The organism is Peribacillus simplex, from assembly GCF_001542915.1.
GTDB lineage: Bacteria > Bacillota > Bacilli > Bacillales > DSM-1321 > Peribacillus > Peribacillus simplex_B.
Map to the genome: position 1 here is coordinate 281,863 of NZ_LNNH01000012.1, position 20,685 is coordinate 302,547.

The following is a 20,685-nucleotide window of genomic DNA, read 5'->3' on the forward strand; positions in this document are numbered from 1 at the left end:
GGACCTCATGACAAAAAGCATCCCCCGTCAAACGGAAGATGCTTGTATGGCAACAATATCATTACGGACTCTTTACGGTCTGCCACACACCTCCCCATCCGCGTGGGTCACAGGTGTACGAATCTTGGCAGGTCTCCTGGCTCATGGTCATCGTCAACGGCATCTCCCATATCCCAAACAGTGGCATACAGCCGTCAGCTCCCATATACAGTGGCGGGACCGCGCTGGCATTGAACCAGCTTCCCTTTTAAGTCATTTAGACACCAAATCGTTCATATGTATATAATTTTCACTGCTTATCATTATACACCATGCAAGAAGCGATTATTGGGTGATTTTTCACAAAACGCCTGTCCAGCTTCAGCGATTGGACGCATTTTCAATCAGTGATGCAAATCCCCCTACGGATAATCCCGGTGAAATCCGAACGCGATGCAGGGCATGCATCCCTTGATCACTTGTTGCCCCGCCAGGTTCGGTGGTGACTGCCATCTTGTATCCGGCTTCTTCCGATAACCTGAGGCTCTCCTCGTTATAACGGCCGACTGGATACGAAAGTACCGTCGTCTCCTGGTTCAGAATGCGATCGAATAAATCCTTGGACTGGACCATTTCAGCTTCCTGCTGTCCGGAAGTCATCCGGTTCAGCTCAAGATGGTTGATTGTATGACTCTCGATGGAAATCCCATTCGCACTCATCTCCATCATTTGATCTTCCGTCAGGTGATGAGCTTTACCAATGGACTTCCCGATCATGAAGATGGTCGCTTTCAACTCATATTCCTTCAATATAGGAAAAGCCTCGGTGTAGTTATCTGTATAGCCATCATCAAAAGTAATCCAGACACACTTTTCACTTGGCATTATATTTTCGCTTAAAACGAGAAAGGCTTCATTAGGCGATAAAGTCTGGTAGCCATTTTCCCGAAGCCAAGCCATTTGCAGCCGGAATTCCTCCTTCGGCACCCGAAGGTTATTCCCCTCCGATATGCTGTGATACATCAATATCGGAAGCCTAACCGCGGACTCGGCCCTTATCCAGCCACTCGTGTCGATTCGTTCAGGATTTGCTCCATCCTCCGAATCGATTTCGGCCTCATTCTCCTCTGCTGCAGCCACCTCGATATTCTCTTCCACAATCGGCGCAGCCGTCTTTTTACCTATTTTCTCTAAAACACCTTGTGAACAGCCAGCTAAAATGAAAACCACAAACACTGCTGCCATCCATACCAATCTGTATTTTCCCACTATCATTCTCCTATTTTTTTCTAGCATAATAGTACCAGAAAATCAGCGAATAATAAAGTATCCCAATTAACGCAATAAAAGGTAAAAATCATCGTTATATGACCCGCCAGGCATTTTTTTTCATAATTATAAGCTACTCACTTGAAAAGTTTGCCTATAACAAATATAATAAACAAGTCGTCGACCTTTTTATATGTCCCAGTAGCTCAGCAGGATAGAGCGACAGCCTCCTAAGCTGTAGGTCGTAGGTTCGATTCCTATCTGGGACGCTAAATAGAAACAGGCAAAACCCCTTGTGAATCAAGGGGTTTTGCCTGTTTTTAAATATTTTTATTTAAAGTTCGAATTTGAAATTATTCATGATGAAAGTTTCACAAAATACAGGATGGTTACTATTACCTGAATCAGTCACCAGTGCCATCCGTCACGCCAAGTTAGTTATTTGACTATTCTTAATACTTCTCGTATAGTATATTAATCCAATGGGTTTTCTTTTATTTAAGTAGTTTTCGATACCTTATACAATAGTTCATGAATGAATTGGGAGGAAGATGCAGCATGTCAAAAGAAATTGTGTTTAATCCACAGGTCACACCTCCGCGTGGTCCGTACGCACAGGCGATTAAAGTAAGTGAACGCAGAACCACCATCTATACAGGGACGATCACAGCACTTGATGAGGATTAGAATGTTGTTGGTGCTGGAGATATTCGTGAACAGACGCGCAAAACGATCGAGAATTCGGAAAAAATCCTGGAAGCAGCAGGAGCTACCTTAGCAGACGTAGTAAAAACAACTTGGTATCTTACTGACATCACCCATATGCCTATCGTAGCGGAAATTCGCAATGAGATGTTTGGAGGCGCAATTCCTGCAAGTGATTCTTCTAAAATAGCTGCCTCATGTTTTAGGTTTTTTCTGATGCATTACCATCTTCCTTTTCCCTTCAAAAGTTGATATAACCTATCTACTTTCTCCCTTTTTTAAAAGATGCTATAAGGAGGTTTAAAAAGAAGTGTATGATTAACCCAACTACGAAACTAAGGATACACCCAAATATAGTTGCTTCAGATGAAAATGTTTGATTCTTTATCTCTATTATGTATAAGTACTCTCCGACCAAGGCAGGACTTGAAAAGATATTTGTATAACCCATTAGCATCAAAATTATTGGACTTACAAATACAATAAATAGATATAAAAACGCAAAAACAATCCCACTCGATATTGATTTTAAAATATTTATCATCTAATTCCCCTTCCATTCTTTAACTGCATTAATTATATTTCTACCATCAGGAAATCTAGGATGAAGCATAGTTAAATTTACAAATCTTAGTAATGTAAATAATTTTGTAAATTGGTTGTTTATAATAAATATTAAAATGAGTGATAGCAATACAGGAAGAATCGGACCTGAAACTGCAACTAAAATATTTTTGGACTGTTTTGTGAATTTTTCATGAACAACGTAGAAGTATTTAATATTCCATTCGAATCTTAAATGATAAAAAGGTTTAGACTCTGTCACATTAAATATCATAATAGCAACAATATGACCTAGTTCATGTATAAGAAACACTAATAAAAAAGCACAGATAAACTCAATCATATAAGAATAGGTTTCCTTAAATAGAGTCCCATAATAATCAAAAATATTATAATAGAAAATCCTGTATATACTAATTGAATATAAATTTCTAATATGAAAGTTTGCTGAATAATAAAGTCGAAAATATTTACACATGCTAATAAAAATATAACAATGAAAATTTTATTAAAATCATCAATCTTGATAAGAAAACTTACTAGAATGGAGAACATTGTAATAAACATGATTGAAAAAAGGGCACCATATAGATTTCCCATTTCTACTCCAAATAGGAAATAGGATAATAATAGAAAAAGGTAATAGCTAAAGCAATTAACAATATAACTAATTATTACTCTTGTAGTAAAGTAAGGGTTTTTTTGGATATTTAAATTATATATTGCAATTTTATACTCTTTGAAGTGCATTCCAACCGTTAACGGTATCATAACCAAGATTTCTTTTAGCCCAAATTGTGTAATAAAAGAAAAAACCAAAAAGAAGTTATTTGCATCAAATATAAAGTAGGTACCCGTAGCCATCCCAATTAAGATACAAAATACCAATCCTTGTTCTTTAAAGATTTGATTGCGAGTAAAGTTTATCCATTCAACATTCATCTGAAGTGAGTACTCATTATTAGTAAAAATACTTTTACTTTTATACTTTCTAACTAATCTACTTTCATTTTTTTGTTTTAAAATACTCATCAAATATCCAGTTGAAATCCTTCTAAATATAACTAGTAAGATAAAACTCAAGAATAATAAAAGAGAAAAATAAAAACCGAGATGTTCCTCGAGAAAATTTTTCCAATATCTTTCTCCTAGGCTTATAGAACCAAAAAGGATAGTAATTAATGCTATTGAACTTCCATATAAATTTTCTTTATCTTTATTTAAATACTTCATTAATAAAAAATTAGCGAGCATCCAAACAGTCATAGCAAAAATAAATAAGAAGGATATTGTTAATAACAGTAATAATAGGGAAGAAAGATTTATTGTCATACCTTTAATCACCATAGCCAATAATAATGGAAAAAAGGAAAATAACATGATTAATATGGAGAAAAGATATGTATGCACTAAGCTGCCCAATACCAACTCATATGCTTTAATAGAAGTGTTCATATAAAAAAAGATATAATTTCCATGCTTCAATTTGTTTCTTGTAAATACCAAACAAAAACAAATAACGACTGTCCAAACCTTAATAACATTTATAAACATAGTTACTATATTAAAATCAATTTCTATTAATGTTTTTATAGTTAATGTAACATATACTGCATACATCAAAAGTAGGCCTATAACAATTGCCAAAATTAATGTGGTATACTTTTGTATTAACTCTTTTACCTTATGTATAATTCTTGGAGTTTCTATTTTCTGTACTACTTGAATGATCCATGTCATTTATTATCTCCTCTATATACTGATAGTATTCTTTATTAGCGCCTCTATATACTTCTTCTAAAGACAAACCTGTGAAACGTTCTTCAACTTCCTCCCTGTTCATGTTTATGATTATTTTTCCATCTCTTAAGATTATGAGCCTATTAAATAATTCTTGGCCGAAGTCCAAATTATGTGTAGAAAGAAGGATTCCAACACCTTGCGATTTTAGTTTTCCTAATACCCTCTTTAAAATAATAATCATATCTGGATCAAGTCCATTTGTAGGTTCATCGAATACAACATATTCGCTTTTTCTACACAGTTGAGATACTATCTGTGTTTTCTTTTGATTTCCATGTGATAATTGGATAATGGGTATATGTAAATATTTATCTAGCTCAAATATTCTAATTAATTGATTCAAAAATTCTTTGTTTTCACTTTGATTAAAAGAACTTTGTACTAAATCAAAATACTCCATTGGTGTTAAATAATTCAACAATGAAATATCATCGGGTATATAAGCCATATTCTTTTTAAAAAGATCTACATCACCTTGTAATTGAAAACAAATTTTGTGATCATCCAGTTTAACATTTCCATTAATATTTAATAATCCAAATAGAGATTTTATGATTGTTGTTTTTCCTGCACCATTATGACCTAAAAGAAGGGTAGCTTCCCCTTTTTTTATTTCAACAGGAATATCAATTAATTCAAATGATTCAAACCTTTTTTCTTTTATATATAATGAAATCATAAATTCTCCCCTATTTAGGCTATTGTTTCAACCTTAGGATTGTCAAACACTCGACAACCCTAAGGCTCCACTTAACCACATTTGATTTTAATATAAAGTCCTGACATTTTAAATTCACCTAAAAATTTCGAGCCACTTCCATAGGTTTTACACGCCCAGATTAATGCTGCCACACTAGCAACTCCTAAAATAATTAAAAGAACTACAATCCAAAATGCATTTTTTTGAGTAGTCACAGATTTTTTTAACTCTTCTTGTGAATGAGCGACATTTTGAAAAAAATTCATAACCAAAAGATATAACTGCATAGATAAATTGTTAGCGAAATTTAGAGTAGATAACATTTTTTCCCTCCTTTCAATTAGATTTGTTGTGACAGTTCATTAATTATTTTGGTAAGTAGATTAATGAATAAATAAATTTAAAGACTCCAAAAATTATAAAGTCTTATGTTAGCAACATAAGAAACTACCAAAATATACATGTAACCACCCAACAGGTATATAGTACCATATTTTACAATAAATTGTTACATAAATGATATATTTTACCTAAATTTCAATTATAATCCCAATAAACTTAACAGCTTTTATTTTATTTGGTTTTTGAATTAAAAATGAATATTAGTTACAAAGGAATAAGAGAAAAGATATTGGAGGAATCATTTCTAAGTAACGTGAGGTTCATAGATTTAGAGTATTCTTCAAATAAATATATCCGGAATGCTTTATCATTTTTATATCTCAAGCTTAAGAGAATTATTAATACATTCAACAGATCGCGTAAGAGAATATACTGTTACTCGAAATATAATTAATAATTTATTGTTCAAAAATTTGTCCGGCACTTCAATTCTCATATTGTCTTGAAATGAAACCTTATTTGCGTGGATATTCTTTAGATGCTGTCAGATAAAAAGAGCTTATGATTATTTACATATCATCATAAAAGTTGGGGAAACTCATTACAGGCAGTATATGTTTATACTTTTTTAAAAAAAATGTTTCACCCTGTCCTACCCGGGTATATAAATACTGTAAGACATTCTCAACCAAAGGAGATGATGTGCATGAGTACAATCAGAAGCCAATGGAACAAGGAGAATGACGCAGCGGTGTTTAGTCCCGGTGATCAGCGTTAGAGTCAATTGAAGCGTTAGATGCTAATCAAAATGGGAATTACTACTCTTCTCATCCAAAGGAGGAAGATACTGATCATGAGTATTTACAGCCGATGGAATCCAGAGAATGATGAAGCGATTTTCAGTCCAGGTGATCAGCAGCCATTCAGTACGCTCATACGAGTAGATTCCGAAAAACACACAAAAAAAATGGACAACACACTTGAATATGAATGACATGGCACCGTACTGAATGAAATTTAGTCGAAGCAGTAATATACAGAAAAAGGATGGAGCGAATGCTCCATCCTTTTTTCTTGTGCGCACTGCAGGCATACGGCGCATTTGTTACACGTGAAACACTTTCCTTGTGGCCGCATTCACGATCCTGACAGACAAGCATTTCCCCCTTTTCATTATTCACTACACGCATCAGCCTGCCACATGATCTTGCTTGCATTTCTGGCGCATATCGTCAATGAAAACCTGTTTGGCAAGAATTCCTTTTGCAATCGCCGTTAGCTTTTGCTCCTCCTGTGCCGTCTAAGCAGGCGACCTCAGGTCTTCAGGCGCCAACTCGAGGAGTTGCTTTCCTTTTGAATTTACGTGAAGGCCCTTCCCTCTCTTTTCGACCAAGAAGCTTTCGAACAGTTGCCACTGTCCCGATCCCGGCGGCTTCGTTTCAAGGGCTCAAATGAACTGTATAGGCCATTCCTGCCTTGAAATTATGTTATATTAGACGGAAATAGTTAGTAAGGGAGTTTGAACAAATGTCAAAAAGTGTGGTAATTGCTGAAAAGCCTTCAGTTGCACGTGATATTGCGAATGTATTGAAGTGTAATAAAAAAGGAAATGGATTTTTAGAAGGCGATAAGTATATCGTTACGTGGGCATTAGGTCATCTGGTTACTCTAGCAGATCCAGAGGCATACGATATGAAATATAAAACATGGAAGCTGGAAGACCTGCCTATGCTTCCTGAAAGCATGAAGCTAGTTGTCATGAAACAAACCGGAAAGCAATTCAACGCAGTTAAAACGCAATTGACTCGCAATGATGTGAATGAAATAATCGTGGCGACTGATGCGGGGAGAGAAGGAGAATTAGTTGCACGATGGATCATCGAGAAAACAAAAGTGAATAAGCCCATCAAACGTCTCTGGATTTCTTCCGTAACGGATAAAGCAATTAAGGATGGATTCAATAACTTAAAGCCTGGTAAAGAGTATGAAGACTTATATACTTCTGCAGTAGCACGTTCGGAAGCGGATTGGTATATCGGTTTAAATGCAACCCGTGCCTTAACGACAAAATTCAATGCGCAATTAAACTGTGGACGCGTTCAGACACCGACGGTTGCAATGGTTGCAGCACGCGAAGAGGAAATTGCGAATTTCAAACCGCAAACCTATTATGGAATCGAAGCCCAAACGGATGGACTTAAATTAACGTGGCAAGATGAAAATGGAAATAGCCGCAGCTTTAATAAAGAAAAGACCGATGCAATCGTGAAATCGCTTGGAAGTAAAGATGCGACTGTTGTTTCCATTGACCGCAAAGCAAAGAAAACATTCGCACCTGGTCTATATGATTTAACAGAGTTACAACGTGATGGGAATAAACTCTTTGGCTATTCTGCTAAAGAAACATTGAACATCATGCAAAAATTGTATGAGCATCACAAGGTCTTGACTTATCCGCGTACAGATTCACGATATATATCATCCGATATCGTCGGTACGCTTCCGGAGCGTTTAAAAGCCTGTGCCATAGGTGAATATCGTCCTCTTGCAAATAAGGTGTTGAATAAGCCTATTAAGACGTCAAAAGCATTTGTCGATGATAGTAAAGTCAGTGATCACCATGCCATTATTCCGACCGAGGGTTATGTGAATCTTTCAGCCTTCACTGACAAAGAACGCAAAATCTACGACCTTGTCGTGAAACGTTTCTTGGCAGTTTTATTCCCTGCGTTTGAATATGAGCAATTGACGGTGCAAACGAAAATTGGCGATCAAACGTTTATCGCTAGAGGAAAATCCGTGATTCATTCCGGCTGGAAAGAAGTTTATGCAAACCACTTTGATGATGAAGAATCAACAGAGGATGTAAAAGAGCAGCTATTGCCTCGTATGGAAAAAGACGATGTATTAAAGACAAAATTAATCACTCAAACGTCAGGCCAAACAAAGCCACCAGCACGCTTTACGGAGGCGACTTTACTATCAGCAATGGAAAACCCTGCGAAATACATGAAAACAAACGATAAGAAGCTGGCAGACACGTTGAAATCAACGGGCGGACTTGGAACAGTCGCCACTCGTGCCGATATCATCGATAAGCTATTCAATTCGTTCTTATTCGAAAAACGCGGCGGCAAGGACATCCATATCACATCCAAGGGACGTCAGCTTTTGGATTTAGTGCCAGAAAAGCTGAAATCTCCTGCGACAACAGCTGAATGGGAACAAAAGCTCGAGCTAATCGCAAAAGGGAAACTGAAAAAAGACGTGTTCATCAATGAAATGAAAAATTACACAAAAGAGATTGTCAGTGCAATCAAAACGAGTGACAAAAAATATAAACACGACAATATCTCAACGAAATCTTGTCCAGACTGTGGTAAGCCCATGCTTGAAGTGAATAGTAAAAAAGGTAAAATGCTCGTCTGCCAAGATCGTGAATGCGGCCATAAAAAGAACGTCGCCCGTGTAACGAATGCACGCTGCCCGCAATGTAAAAAGAAAATGGAATTGCGTGGTGAAGGCGACGGTCAAATCTTCACATGTAAATGCGGATATCGCGAAAAACTGTCTGCTTTTGAAGCAAGACGGAAGAAAGAAACTGGCGGAAAAGTGGATAAACGTTCCGTACAAAAGTACTTAAAAGAGCAGGAAAAAGAAGCGGAACCGATTAATAATCCATTTGCGGATTTATTAAAAGGGTTTAATTTAGATAAATAATCATTTTTTGCCCTCCTCCCCCGAAAATGCGAATTTAGGGAGAGGGGGGCAAAAACATCCAAATTAATTTCCCCAACCAAAACGAGACGATAACCAATTTTAAAATGCCCTGTCTAAGTCCATTTGAGATAAAGAAAGTATATAACCTTCGTAAAAGAGTGATATGGAAGCTCTACGAGGTGAAAGCTGCACGTACGGTGTGGAACAGGTTAAAAGATGAAAATTATAATTACAAAGTGTCAGTTTACGCCTATTTTACAGGCCTTAAGAAGAAAGAAACATTTTTATTAGTCGAAAATCCACTTTGGTTAAGTTCCAACCATGTATTCTCCTTCAGGTCAACTTCAAACTGATTGGCATCTCCAAAGGAGTCCCCTCCTATAATTTTTTGCAAATCATCAGATATGATTTGGAACCATGGATCTTCCTTTAACACTTCATCATTCCTGGTTTCATAAGTGATGATATACTCTCCGGCTTGTATTTGTTTACCGACTGTATAGAAACCGGAATGATGTATTTCATAGGAATCACCCTCTTTACTAACTGGCGAAAAAGCTGATTTTTTAAGCTTGATTGTTCCTTTCCCAGTAACTTGTGCTATATTGCTATCATAAAGTCTCAAACCTAAAAAATGATCACCATCGGAAAGTTCAGTCCCATTAAAATAATTATCACCATCGCTTGTCACGTCATAATATCCCTCTGGAATATCGTTTCCTATATGGAAGTTGCCTTGCGTGAGTCTGTATTCGATACCTCCCCCCTTGATTTTTTTTGTTTCAAGGTGTTCATTTGGCGTAAGAGATTTTATGAATTCCGGTATGGATATGATGGTGAGTAAACATACAAATGTGATAACCAAAAAAATCATTTGAGATTTTCTCATCATGTTAACCGTCCATTACTAATTTCTATAACTTCATCACAAATCGGGAAAACATCATCTTTATTATGAGTGGCAATTATGATGGTTGCTCCCCTCTCCCGTTCTTCTTGTAAAATATCAAGAACTCGTTCCACACCTTTTTCATCAATTGCATTAGTCGGTTCATCCAATAAAATAATGTCAGGTTTCTCAAAGATAGCTTGTGCTATATTCAGTCGCTGCTTCATACCTAGAGAATATTTTCTTACTTTCAATGTACCGAACTGATCCAGCTCAAGTCTCTTTATGGCGTGTTGTATATCTTTGAGCGATGCTGTTTTCTTAATCGCAGCAAGAATTTTCAAATTAGTTTCGGCATCGAATTGGGGAAGCAACTCGAGATTTTCAATAATAATGCCAATACTCGGAGGAAATGAAATATCCTTATGCAATATCTTACCATCAATGGTTACACTGCCATCAGTTGGAATGATAAGTCCAGCTAGCGCCCGAAGCAACATGGTCTTACCAGATCCATTTTTTCCAACCAAACCATAAATTCTCCCTTTTTCGAAGGTGTACGAGATGCTTTGTAAAACATTATTTTTTTTTAACTTCTTTGATAAGTCATGGACTTCAATCATTATAATTCCTCACATTAATTCTATTTTTTTGATTCTTATTACGGAAAGACAAAGCAAAAACAAAATAATAACAACTAAAAAAAGCCCCGGCTCATTTAATTGGCCTATCGTTTCCTGCAAGGAAGGATTAACAATCATGCCATTGCGAAAACTCATTGAAAGGTTCGGGAAAAACACATGAAAGAGCACATTTTTTTGAACGAAACCTTCAACAATCGTTATCGATAGAAGCACATAACAATTGGTTAATATAAACGCCAATTGGGATTTCATATACAGTTCCAATATCATTTGTATGGATAAAATAGCCATGATTGTTAACACATAAAACAATATACCTTCAAACAGGTGTGTCAATTCAAGTACAGGATCAGAATCCAAGATTGTTTGAAAAAAAGTTGTAACGATTAATTGTGAAAAAACTAAAACCAATACAACCCTCCACATATGGATTACTTTAGACATTAGCCATGAAAACCTACTTTTTCCCCTTAAAATGATATATTTTCCGTAATCAACTAGTGAATCCGAGATGTGCCCTAATAAAATGAAGCTACTTGCAGCTATCGATATATACCAGCCCATTAAATAGGTAACTAAGTGAGGATAATTAACTGGTGTCGGTACGCCATCCAAAAACGGAAAGGAAGAATGAGCTAACCTATCATTCATGAAATATACATATTGGACAAGTACAACAATAAACAAGATGAACGCTTCATTTCTAAAGTGAGTCATTTTTCAGGTAATCCTTCCTTTGAAACATGCTCCACCCAAAAACAAGCAGGGCTACGACAATCGTTATTTGCCGCAAATAAATCGTTACTATACTGTACATGTCACCAGAAGCTACTACTAATAAAACGATATTTGCTAGATCTCGGATCGGTGTATACAGCTCTTGCATGACTAACTTATTGAAAAAGAAAGTCAATGTCACAATAAAAAACACAAAAGAGTAAGATAATATATCTGAATTTAGGATTGTTTTAATCGCTATATAAAGAAGAGCTAGCGAGAAATAATAAAAAATAAGACCAAGAAACTCACATAATAGGATCTGAACAAAACTTACATCTTTTAAAAAAACACTTCCCAAATAGAAAAAGTTATAGCCACTTAACAGGCAAAGGTGGATGGTAACGAAAATAAGAACGGCATAGAAAGCATGTAGAACATCCTTCCGATATTTTGCACCGCGCATTACATATCTAACTGTTGCTGCTGCATGACTTGGAGTTGCAGTGCTTTTTACGAACATCAAAAAAGGATAAGTGAAAAATAGCACATGTGCTTCGATTGAATTCGGCGAATACATATTAGAGTTCATTGAGAGAAACCTGTTATAAAGTGGTTGAAGATGAACAAAGTCACTGGTTTGTTTATACCAAAGCACCACCATAAATAGGAATAAACAGAGAGTTGGAAGCAACCGTTTAGATTTCATTTATTTTCACCTCATGGAGGTACGTCAGAATATACAGAACAAGAAAAGCAAGGGTTGATGTAATAAAAATGGGTGTTAAAGTCTCTAACCCGTACTCGGCAAACGGTTGTAATAGATACATCACCGACCCCTTATTAGAAATAAGGATATACCAAAATGCAAACGTTACTGGATACGTTATTTTCTTATCGTAAGTCAGCATACTAAAGCATGTACCAGCAGCTCCTATCAAACCCGCAAAAAAAGAGGTTGTTAAAGAAAATAAAAAGATACTAAGATAAGGACTTTCCACTTGCTTCTTTAAAAAAGCTTCGCCTGATACTCCATCATAATTGCTTGCTGAACTGAAACCAGCCATATCAAAAAAAAGAGAGTTGATTAGAAAATTTATTGTTAAGGCTAAAAAAATTACAGAAAATGATACAATAAAAGAAGTTTTAAGCTTAACAAAGAAGTATTTCTTTTTTCCTAATTTAGAAATCCAAATGTCTCTAACGCCTGTCTTCTTATCTTGTATAGGATCGTCTGAGCAAATCACCAGTAAGTAAAGTGGGAGAAACCACAGTAAAATAATTTGTGTTACATGTCCAATCGTCGACCCTGAAAGAAAAAAGGCCTCCGCCAAATAGACTTTTTCATATGATAATAACTGAATGATCTCTATACAAGGTATTAGCACGATAGCTAAAATTCCAATACAGCTTAATTTATTTCTTAATACTCTACTAAATTGACTTTTCATTTTTTCTCCTAGTTATTCATTTTAAAGGCACATAAAGGCCCCCTTCTTACGTATCTTTCAAGATGGTAAAAAGGGGGGTGTCTAACATACATGAATATGGATATGCTATCTTCCTGTTAACGTACTGCTGGATCCCAATATCCTGATACGGTGTGTGATTTTGAAGTAAGATTGTTATTTTCAGCGCCAATACGTACTGAACCACTGACAGCACTTTTAACTTTTATTGTATATTTCTTTCCTTGGTAATAGTTATTGGGATGTGAGTAGACAGAACTACTTTTAGCAAGCCACATCGTTGTAATTGTTCCTGCACCTTCTGAAGAATAGGCAAGATTCAAATACCATGGAGCATTCTTTTCTGCGGTTGACCTTGATTGCGTCTGTGAGTAACCATTATCGTAAATAGTGCCCTTATCTGGGTTGCTAGATGCAGGAACAGTAAAACGGAAACTTTTATCATCACCCGTATTGTTAGCAGCAAAGACACTTGTACCAATACTAAAAATTGAGGCGATAATCAATACAAACATTAAAAAATTTGATTTTCTTGAAATAGTCATATTTATCTCCTTAAATGTTTATTTTGTAATCAACGAAGTTTTTAACATTCCGTTAATTGCAATAATCTATATTCACATAAATAATAGTACTCTAACGGCGCCAATTTAAAGACACTACTCTTTAAGACATACAACGAATGAAAACCCACGATGAACCGCTAGAGCCGTTAAAATCAGAAACCAGCTTGTTCAATTGAATAATTTTGTCAAAAAAAAAGGCCTTAATAATTGTATTTCATATCAGCTTTTCCCTGATTTTTGAAGGTTAATGCGATATCCCCAATCAAGCTTCATAAACTAAGCATGGAATGTCCTCATAGAATACGTAGTGACAATAGAAATGATTACCCACTAACAATCTGGATGTAATCTTGTTATAACTTCATTTTATATGAATTAAAGACACAAGGAGTTTCTATTTTAAAACTCCTTGTGTCTTTTTTGAAATTTAATATAGTCCTTTTAATGATATGTAGTAGAGAGTATCAACCATTTGCAGAAAAGGAGATTTTATAAAATTTTCACATGTACAGAGCATTGAATAACCGAAGCTTTTATAAAAAATGAACACATTCGAGGTTAGAGTCAGGATCACATTCATGTTCGTGATTCATATTACATGTCCATTTTTGCTTCGAATCCATAACTGATATCACATAATACATGTCTAAACGATCAACAGGGACATCTATCGACAAAAATACCTTAATTCAATTACGGCTTCCGCTCAAAAGTGCTCCCCCGACCCACATATATGTAAATGAATAGATTAGATAGCAATCCATCACAGTTTTTAGTATGATGAAACGTAGGGATTTTTTCAAATTAACTGGGAGGTTCAACATACATGAGCTTACTTTCTATAGATAAATTGGCACACAGCTTTGGCGATCGCACCTTATTCAAGGATGTTTCCTTCCGCCTGATGGCTGGTGAACATGTCGGGCTCGTCGGGGCGAATGGTGTCGGAAAATCAACGATGATGAATATCATCACAGGGCAGCTTATCCATGATGAAGGCAGGGTCGAATGGACTCCCGGCGTCGAATATGGCTACCTTGACCAACATACGATCCTTGAAAAAGGAAAATCGATCCGCGATGTCCTAAGGGATGCTTACCTACCTTTATTCGAGCAGGAAAAGGCACTTAATGAGGTAACCGAGAAAATGGGTACGGCAACTCCCGAAGAGCTTGAAGAGCTTTTGGAGCAAATGGGGGAAATACAGGACAAGCTTGAAGCGGGCGGCTTTTACAATCTGGATATCAAGATTGAAGAAGCGGCACGCGGACTGGGCTTGGATGCAATCGGGCTGGACCGCGACGTTTCGGCGCTAAGCGGCGGACAACGGACAAAGGTTTTACTGGCTAAGTTACTTTTGGAACAGCCTGAAGTACTGCTCCTTGATGAACCGACGAACTATTTGGATGTGGAGCATATCCGCTGGCTGAGCAGCTACTTAAAGGAATACCCGCATGCATTTCTTTTGATTTCGCATGATACCGAGTTCATGAACGGTGTCGTTGATGTCATTTTCCATCTGGAGTTTTCCAAGCTGACCCGTTATACGGCAACATACGAAAAGTTCCTTGAGCTTGCTGAGTTGAATAAGAACCAGCATATCAACGCATACGAAAAACAGCGTGAATTCATTAAAAAGCAGGAAGATTTCATTGCGAAAAATAAAGCCCGCTACTCAACGACAGGCCGGGCAAAGAGCCGTCAAAAGCAATTGAATCGCATGGAGCGGATCGATCGTCCGGAAACGGCCATGAAACCGACCTTCGATTTCAAGGAATCACGTGCAAGCAGCCGTTATGTCTTTGAAGGGGAAGATTTGGAGATCGGCTATGACCGTCCATTGCTTCCGAAGCTGTCGATGACCATCGAGCGGGGAGAGAAAATCGCCGTGGTCGGCTGTAACGGAGTCGGGAAATCGACGCTGTTAAAAACGATTCTAGGTAAGATCGATCCTCTTGGCGGAAAACGATCACTTGGCGATTTCCTCTTTTCTTCTTATTTCGAGCAGGAAGTGAAGGCAGGAAATACGACACCTATCGATGAGGTCTGGAACGCCTTCCCGCATCTCGACCAACCGCAGGTACGCGCAATCCTTGCCCGTGTCGGTTTGAAAAACGAGCATATCACACGTCCAATGAGCCATCTAAGCGGTGGTGAGCAAGCCAAAGTGCGTCTATGTAAGCTTATGCTTACCGAGAGCAACTGGCTATTGTTCGATGAACCGACGAACCATTTGGATGTCGTTGCCAAAGAAGAGCTGAAGCGTGCATTGAAAGAGTATAAAGGGACGATCCTCCTCGTATGTCATGAACCTGATTTCTATGAAGATTGGGTCACGAAGGTATGGGATGTCGAAGAGTGGTCGGGCAATAATTAATCACGTTTATTTAGAGGGTGTCCGCTTAGAAACCGGGCACCTTCTTTTCATATAAAAAAAGACTGAAGGGGCATAAAGAATCTCCCTTTCAGTCAGATACTCATTTCATTTGCACAAGTTTTTTTTTCGCCAATTCAGATCCCAGGAATTTCGCTAATTCAAGCATGCCATATTGGCCCGCCGCTTCCTCAGCGTCTCTGTTATAATTCGTATTGGTATTGATGTCATATGTATAGATTTCACCAGCGCTGTTACGAATGAATTCAATTCCGGCAATCGAAATTCCATTGTCTTTTAGAAATGCTTCATATTTCTCGATGATCGGATCATGAAAATCTTGCACAATTTGAAATTTCGGTTTTTCTTCCACCTCTTCACCGATCGGGCAGAATAGGTCACCGATTTGACATGCATCTGCCGGACAAAGCTCGAAGCCTTCGGATGTATCAACCTCCACCGCATAAATGAACTTGCCACCCACGAATTCACAACGAGTTATGAATGGCTCCGGGGCTTTTATGTATTCCTGAATCAACGTAATTCCATCAACCGGCTCATCGAATTCCGGACCATCCACATATTGTTTCAACGCTTCTACTGATTGAAATAATTGAACACCGAGTCCTTTACCTGCACGGTTATGTTTCGTGATGAACGAAGCGACATTTAATTTCTCTGCTGCCTTGATGATATTTTCCTTGCCTACAGCTGCAATCGTTTTCGGTGTCTTAATTCCGGCCTTTGTCAGTGCCGTATATTGATTGACTTTGCTGACCTCCAACCGCAGCGCCCGTGACCCATTGAAGACCGTACGATCATGCTGTTCAAGCCACGCTAGCACGGCTTCCGTCATTTCAGGCGCAAATCGATGCCCGCGAGTATGTGAGCTTGCACTCATACGGCTATAAAAAACGCCCTCTGGCGGCTCCTCCGTTAAATCGACCACACCTTGATCAAGATGCCATTCTTCATAGGGAAGCTCCAACTCATTCATTCTTTTGGTTAAATGGGCCGTCCATTCCTCGTTTTCATGAATGATATACGCTTTGCTCATAAAAGGTTCCTCCTGATTGTTTAACATTTTATGTCTTTAATTGTGACTGTACCCTTATACCCGTTCAGCCACCAATGTATAGGTCTTTGGAATGCCGATATCGTGAATTTTATGATTCGGTTCTTCCTCGAGCACTTTAATGACAAGACCTGATTGGCCTATTGCCGTGATAAGCTCGCCGATTGTCCATTTACGCTGGACAACCTTTGAAAGGCCCCCTTTTTCTTCATCCGGCATATGCTTGGAAAAAGCGACTTCGTTGTTTTCGATTTCCGGGGCGAAATAGTTGCCTGCAACCTTATGTTTCTTACCATTGGAGGTAATCAGTTTGGTTGAAATTGGATGAAATTCATGGAGGATGAATTGGCCTCCCGGTTTCAGCATCTCTTTGATTTTTGCAAATAATGGCTGCAGATCAATCAAATAGTGCAGCACGCCCAGCTCCATCAGTACCAAATCCTGATTCCCTGATGCATGCTCTTCCGGCAAGGAAAGGACGTCGGAAACGATATAATCGATGGTGACACCGGCGCCGCTTGCGAGCTCCATAGCAAAGGCCGCGTTTTCCCTGGAAAAGTCGACGACCTTCACGGAGGCACCCAATATCGCCAAGGCCACCGCTTTAACACCGTTCGATCCCATCAAATGTGTGATTTTTTTATCCTTGGCCTCGCCTATATATTTATAAAATGGATGCAAACGCCATTTTGGATTTTGCTTGATTTTAGCAGCAATTTCGACAGGCTCGCCATACCGATTGACCAGCGCCAAATAATTATTCTGATTCCATGCCTGTTCATTTTCGGCTGTGAAACCCTGCTGCTCGGCAGATAGGTAAGCATGGATCTCGGCACTGTATCTTTTCATTTCATCATCATAGAAATAACTGTATAGCGACCGGCACCAGACAGCTGCCCCTCCAAGCGGTATCGATAAGCGGTAGGGGTCGGTTTTTATGGTCGTGTTATACCTGCAGCCAACTTTGACGGAAACACCCTCAACTTCCATTGTAAAGGAGGCACGCTCAGGATTTCTTTCAGGACTTGTCGGGGAGTATGCGCCGAAATGGGACAAGGCCTCTTGGAACACGTCCCATTGCACGTCCAGGTCGATGCCCTCGACATCGACATCCACTCCTTGGACAAATAGGGCTGAACGGCCTGTAAATTGATAAGGAATATCGGCCTCGTCCAGCATTTCCCCCATTAATGTGATTGCATGATAATAGCTTGCCTTCATAGTAACCTCCTAATCATCAAAAGCACTTACCTGTTATTCTTCTATCGCCAATGCCAATCCTTTTTCCGTGATCGCGACCAGCTTTTCATCCTCGCGATCAATGCCATAGACGAGCAATGTAACGAGCATATATACGGCTCTGAAGCGGGCTAACCGCTCCGTTTCCTTATCGATGTTCCCATAAACTTCAAAGAATGCTTGGCGCGCATTCCTTGGGAAATAACTGTATAAAAAGGCGATATCTATGGCTGGACTTCCGATATGGACATCTCCCCAATCTAGAATGCCAGCCAGAATGCCGTCGTCATCCAGTAAGACATTCCTGACGTGAATATCTCCATGAACGAGTGTTGAGGGCCGCGGCACGTCCATGTCGCCCAGCCTTTCAACAAAGCATGTAACCGAACGAGCCCGTTCCATATATCCCAGCTTTTCCAGCGTTGCGACATGCGCAAACAGCGATTCTCGGCGAAAGGCTGCATCGAGCCTTCTCAACCCATCAGGCTCCACACCTGACCGCCTGGCCTTACCGAGCGGAAAGCTATGGAGGATCTTCAGGAAACCGGCCAATCTTTTTGCGGATTCAACCTCGTTTGCAACAGATCCTTCTGCAGGCAGATGTCCCTTTACCATCTTATAGCCGGTAAAGGGATACGGATAGATGGCACTAGGCTCCCCAAAAAAGATCGGTTCAGGGATAGTGAGCGGTAAAGTTCCGGCAATGGAAGGCAAAAGGCGATTCTCCACCTGAATCAACGTAACGGCAAGCGGACGGCGCGGGAAACGGAATACAAATTCACCATTGATTTGCATGACGGTGTTATCGAACCCTTCCCCTAGCTGCTTGATTTCTTTCCATTCAATTTCCGGAAACTGCTGCATGATCAATTTCCCTGCCAGCTCCAGTGAAACTGGATATTCTGCCACCCAAGGCTTTTCCACTCCGTCTCCTCCTTTTACCGGTTTCTCCCTCTGTTGGAGCTGCTGCCGGAACCGCCCCTTCGGCTGCTTGGTCCTTGTGCACGCGCCCCTTTGGAACCGCGTCCTTCTTGGCGGCCGCCTCGTGGATTTTCGCGAGTTTGTGCCTTACCTTTTTCAGGGCGCCTCCCCCGTGAATCCTCACGCTCAGGCCGGCCACCGCGTGGTTTCTCCTTGTCCAATTCCCGATTGTCCGCCTGGTTCACGGAACGGTGGCTGCCCCTGTTCGGCCCTCTTGTATCTATTCGCTCCCGATGGCGTCTTCCCCCGCCAGTACGCGGCCGGCGGGCACCGTCTTCAGCGGAATCTTCATAACGCTTCTTTTTATGTGCCACTTCATCAGGCTGGAACATTTTCACGCCTTCAATCGTCCTTCTTTCGATTTTCATGGAAATCCCTTTTTCCACTTCACTTAAAAGCTGAAGATCCTTCGTCGCGATGAAGGTTACAGCAAGGCCATTCTCGCCCGCCCGTCCTGTACGGCCAATTCGATGGATGTAACTTTCCGCATCCTCTGGGACATCATAATTAAATACATGCGTCACGCCTTCTACATCGAGCCCCCGTGCCGCAACGTCGGTGGCAACCAAGTATTGCAGCTTTGCATCCCTGAAGTTTTTCATGACACGTTCACGCTTGGCCTGTGAGAGGTCGCCGTGCAGTTCTTCGGAATTGAAGCCAGCGGCCTTTAGGGCATCATTCAATACGGAAACACGGCGTTTCGTGCGGCAAAATATAATGGCCAGATATGGCTGTTCTTCCTTAAGCATGTTCATCAATGATGACTGCTTGGCACGGTCGGTCGTCTCGATGACAAGCTGCCTGATTTGCTCGACCGTCACCTGCTCTGCCTTTACAGCGGCCGTCAACGGTTTTTCCATGTACCGTTTAGCCAGCTGATGCACTTGTTCAGGCATCGTGGCCGAAAACAGCAGAGTTTGGCGTTGCTCGGGAAGCTGCCCCATGATCTCCTCCACCTCAGGTAAGAAGCCAATATGGAGCATTTGATCAGCTTCATCGAGCACGAGCGTCCGCGTTTCGGAAAGGTCGATGGTTCCCCTTCGCAAATGGTCCAATAGCCTGCCTGGTGTGGCGACGACCACCGATATATTCCTTGTCAGCTTCTTCATTTGCTGCTCGACATCTTGTCCGCCATAAACGGCAAGCACTTGAAGCTCCTCGATTTCATTGGCGAATTTTTTCAATTCCGCAGTGATTTGCAAAGCCAACTCCCTTGTCGGCGTGACGATCAGCGATTGGATGTGGGAGGCCGCGGGATCGACTTTTTCCAGGATTGGCAGCAAGAATGCCAGGGTTTTCCCCGTCCCTGTCTGCGCCTTCCCGATGACATCCCTTCCAGCCAGGATATCAGGTATCGCTTTTTCCTGGATCGGAGTTGGAGTGGCTATTCCTATTTGCTTTAATATCGTATGAATCGCCGGGCTGACGCCAAGGTCGATGAAATTTTTCATGTTATTGCCTACTTTCTGAATTTCTTCATTTTATTCAATGGTAAATCAACTTGAAATTGTGGATGTATCTTCCTTCGCTTCTGATCATTTTTCTTATTCTGAGCTATTTGTAAGTATATCATTATCTAATTTCGAGAAAACCCGTCACATAAAATTTTTCATGCTATTGTACTTTAATTATTTTTCTAATATAATTTA

At 39.5% G+C, this 20,685-nt stretch carries 17 protein-coding genes, 1 tRNA gene, 2 pseudogenes and 1 riboswitch; of the genes and pseudogenes, 5 read left to right on the forward strand and 15 right to left on the reverse strand.

The features are described 5' to 3' along the window. Positions 1-109: 109 nt before the first annotated feature. A riboswitch (cobalamin riboswitch) is annotated at positions 110-283 on the reverse strand. Between the two features lie 77 nt (positions 284-360). Then, positions 361-1,224, reverse strand: a complete 864-nt coding sequence (locus AS888_RS06490; protein ID WP_081092360.1) for a polysaccharide deacetylase family protein — start codon at positions 1,222-1,224, stop codon at positions 361-363. 219 nt (positions 1,225-1,443) lie between these two features. Between AS888_RS06490 and AS888_RS06495 the strand changes: the two genes are divergently transcribed. Together AS888_RS06495 and AS888_RS27115 are read left to right on the forward strand one after the other, a co-directional pair. Beyond that, positions 1,444-1,517 (forward strand) — tRNA-Arg (locus AS888_RS06495). Positions 1,518-1,953: 436 nt separating this feature from the next. Further along, positions 1,954-2,205, forward strand: a pseudogene (locus AS888_RS27115) (RidA family protein); the annotation flags it as partial. Positions 2,206-2,856: 651 nt separating this feature from the next. Here the strand turns inward: AS888_RS27115 and AS888_RS06510 are convergent. The 3 genes from AS888_RS06510 to AS888_RS06520 form a co-directional block, all read right to left on the reverse strand. Next, positions 2,857-4,257 carry a hypothetical protein gene (locus AS888_RS06510; RefSeq protein ID WP_061141354.1) on the reverse strand — a complete coding sequence of 467 codons (1,401 nt, stop codon included), beginning with the start codon at positions 4,255-4,257 and terminating at the stop codon, positions 2,857-2,859. Further along, the gene (locus AS888_RS06515; RefSeq protein WP_061141355.1) at positions 4,202-4,999 is read right to left on the reverse strand and encodes an ATP-binding cassette domain-containing protein; all 798 of its coding nucleotides are present in this window, start codon (positions 4,997-4,999) and stop codon (positions 4,202-4,204) included. Before AS888_RS06515 ends, AS888_RS06510 begins: the two co-directional genes overlap by 56 nt. A gap of 71 nt (positions 5,000-5,070) precedes the next feature. After that, positions 5,071-5,343 (reverse strand): hypothetical protein, encoded by a 273-nt coding sequence (locus AS888_RS06520; protein WP_061141356.1) that lies wholly within the window; start codon positions 5,341-5,343, stop codon positions 5,071-5,073. Between the two features lie 872 nt (positions 5,344-6,215). Between AS888_RS06520 and AS888_RS25555 the strand changes: the two genes are divergently transcribed. Then, entirely contained in the window at positions 6,216-6,356 is a 141-nt protein-coding gene (locus AS888_RS25555; RefSeq protein WP_155645404.1) for a hypothetical protein, read from the forward strand. 73 nt (positions 6,357-6,429) lie between these two features. Here AS888_RS25555 and AS888_RS26715 read toward each other — a convergent pair. Beyond that, a pseudogene (locus AS888_RS26715) lies at positions 6,430-6,773 on the reverse strand (DNA topoisomerase III); the annotation flags it as partial. Between the two features lie 116 nt (positions 6,774-6,889). Here AS888_RS26715 and AS888_RS06525 point away from each other — a divergent pair. Next, entirely contained in the window at positions 6,890-9,082 is a 2,193-nt protein-coding gene (locus AS888_RS06525; RefSeq protein WP_061141357.1) for a DNA topoisomerase III, read from the forward strand. A gap of 250 nt (positions 9,083-9,332) precedes the next feature. Here AS888_RS06525 and AS888_RS06530 read toward each other — a convergent pair whose 3' ends face one another. The 6 genes from AS888_RS06530 to AS888_RS06555 form a co-directional block, all read right to left on the reverse strand. Next, a complete protein-coding gene (locus tag AS888_RS06530) occupies positions 9,333-9,971 on the reverse strand; it encodes a hypothetical protein (protein ID WP_155645405.1) in 639 nt (212 codons plus the stop codon). Continuing rightward, complete coding sequence (locus AS888_RS06535; RefSeq protein ID WP_061141359.1) at positions 9,971-10,594, reverse strand: ABC transporter ATP-binding protein; 624 nt, start codon at positions 10,592-10,594, stop codon at positions 9,971-9,973. Before AS888_RS06535 ends, AS888_RS06530 begins: the two co-directional genes overlap by 1 nt. A gap of 9 nt (positions 10,595-10,603) precedes the next feature. Then, on the reverse strand, positions 10,604-11,332 hold the full coding sequence (locus AS888_RS06540) for a DUF2705 family protein (protein WP_061141360.1): 729 nt from the start codon (positions 11,330-11,332) through the stop codon (positions 10,604-10,606). Beyond that, complete coding sequence (locus AS888_RS06545) at positions 11,319-12,041, reverse strand: WxPxxD family membrane protein (RefSeq protein WP_061141361.1); 723 nt, start codon at positions 12,039-12,041, stop codon at positions 11,319-11,321. Before AS888_RS06545 ends, AS888_RS06540 begins: the two co-directional genes overlap by 14 nt. Beyond that, the gene (locus AS888_RS06550) at positions 12,031-12,783 is read right to left on the reverse strand and encodes a hypothetical protein (RefSeq protein ID WP_061141362.1); all 753 of its coding nucleotides are present in this window, start codon (positions 12,781-12,783) and stop codon (positions 12,031-12,033) included. Before AS888_RS06550 ends, AS888_RS06545 begins: the two co-directional genes overlap by 11 nt. Positions 12,784-12,899: 116 nt before the next feature. Next, positions 12,900-13,346: a DUF2712 domain-containing protein gene (locus AS888_RS06555; RefSeq protein ID WP_061141363.1), complete on the reverse strand. Its 447-nt coding sequence runs from the start codon at positions 13,344-13,346 to the stop codon at positions 12,900-12,902. A gap of 847 nt (positions 13,347-14,193) precedes the next feature. Here AS888_RS06555 and AS888_RS06560 point away from each other — a divergent pair. Next, complete coding sequence (locus tag AS888_RS06560; protein WP_061141364.1) at positions 14,194-15,744, forward strand: ABC-F family ATP-binding cassette domain-containing protein; 1,551 nt, start codon at positions 14,194-14,196, stop codon at positions 15,742-15,744. A gap of 100 nt (positions 15,745-15,844) precedes the next feature. On the opposite strand, the gene AS888_RS06565 is transcribed toward AS888_RS06560, so the two are convergent. From AS888_RS06565 to AS888_RS06580, 4 genes are read right to left on the reverse strand one after another with little or no spacing between them, the layout of a single operon-like run. Further along, the gene (locus tag AS888_RS06565) at positions 15,845-16,798 is read right to left on the reverse strand and encodes an ATP-grasp domain-containing protein (protein WP_061141365.1); all 954 of its coding nucleotides are present in this window, start codon (positions 16,796-16,798) and stop codon (positions 15,845-15,847) included. A gap of 54 nt (positions 16,799-16,852) precedes the next feature. Further along, a complete protein-coding gene (locus AS888_RS06570; RefSeq protein ID WP_260320137.1) occupies positions 16,853-18,037 on the reverse strand; it encodes a class I SAM-dependent methyltransferase in 1,185 nt (394 codons plus the stop codon). 33 nt (positions 18,038-18,070) lie between these two features. Next, on the reverse strand, positions 18,071-18,979 hold the full coding sequence (locus AS888_RS06575; protein ID WP_061141366.1) for a phosphotransferase: 909 nt from the start codon (positions 18,977-18,979) through the stop codon (positions 18,071-18,073). A gap of 14 nt (positions 18,980-18,993) precedes the next feature. Next, complete coding sequence (locus AS888_RS06580; protein WP_061141367.1) at positions 18,994-20,487, reverse strand: DEAD/DEAH box helicase; 1,494 nt, start codon at positions 20,485-20,487, stop codon at positions 18,994-18,996. Positions 20,488-20,685 lie beyond the last annotated feature (198 nt).

What these genes read in the sequence shown, in the direction of transcription:
- AS888_RS06530 (WP_155645405.1), bottom strand. Translation starts at nt 9,971, where the DNA reads ATGAGAAAATCTCAAATGATTTTTTTGGTTATCACATTTGTATGTTTA.
- AS888_RS06520 (WP_061141356.1), bottom strand. Translation starts at nt 5,343, where the DNA reads ATGTTATCTACTCTAAATTTCGCTAACAATTTATCTATGCAGTTATAT.
- AS888_RS06545 (WP_061141361.1), bottom strand. Translation starts at nt 12,041, where the DNA reads ATGAAATCTAAACGGTTGCTTCCAACTCTCTGTTTATTCCTATTTATG.
- AS888_RS06555 (WP_061141363.1), bottom strand. Translation starts at nt 13,346, where the DNA reads ATGACTATTTCAAGAAAATCAAATTTTTTAATGTTTGTATTGATTATC.
- AS888_RS06570 (WP_260320137.1), bottom strand. Translation starts at nt 18,037, where the DNA reads ATGAAGGCAAGCTATTATCATGCAATCACATTAATGGGGGAAATGCTG.
- AS888_RS06540 (WP_061141360.1), bottom strand. Translation starts at nt 11,332, where the DNA reads ATGACTCACTTTAGAAATGAAGCGTTCATCTTGTTTATTGTTGTACTT.
- AS888_RS06565 (WP_061141365.1), bottom strand. Translation starts at nt 16,798, where the DNA reads ATGAGCAAAGCGTATATCATTCATGAAAACGAGGAATGGACGGCCCAT.
- AS888_RS06510 (WP_061141354.1), bottom strand. Translation starts at nt 4,257, where the DNA reads ATGACATGGATCATTCAAGTAGTACAGAAAATAGAAACTCCAAGAATT.
- AS888_RS06560 (WP_061141364.1), top strand. Translation starts at nt 14,194, where the DNA reads ATGAGCTTACTTTCTATAGATAAATTGGCACACAGCTTTGGCGATCGC.
- AS888_RS06525 (WP_061141357.1), top strand. Translation starts at nt 6,890, where the DNA reads ATGTCAAAAAGTGTGGTAATTGCTGAAAAGCCTTCAGTTGCACGTGAT.
- AS888_RS06490 (WP_081092360.1), bottom strand. Translation starts at nt 1,224, where the DNA reads ATGGCAGCAGTGTTTGTGGTTTTCATTTTAGCTGGCTGTTCACAAGGT.
- AS888_RS06515 (WP_061141355.1), bottom strand. Translation starts at nt 4,999, where the DNA reads ATGATTTCATTATATATAAAAGAAAAAAGGTTTGAATCATTTGAATTA.
- AS888_RS06550 (WP_061141362.1), bottom strand. Translation starts at nt 12,783, where the DNA reads ATGAAAAGTCAATTTAGTAGAGTATTAAGAAATAAATTAAGCTGTATT.
- AS888_RS25555 (WP_155645404.1), top strand. Translation starts at nt 6,216, where the DNA reads ATGAGTATTTACAGCCGATGGAATCCAGAGAATGATGAAGCGATTTTC.
- AS888_RS06535 (WP_061141359.1), bottom strand. Translation starts at nt 10,594, where the DNA reads ATGATTGAAGTCCATGACTTATCAAAGAAGTTAAAAAAAAATAATGTT.
- AS888_RS06580 (WP_061141367.1), bottom strand. Translation starts at nt 20,487, where the DNA reads ATGAAAAATTTCATCGACCTTGGCGTCAGCCCGGCGATTCATACGATA.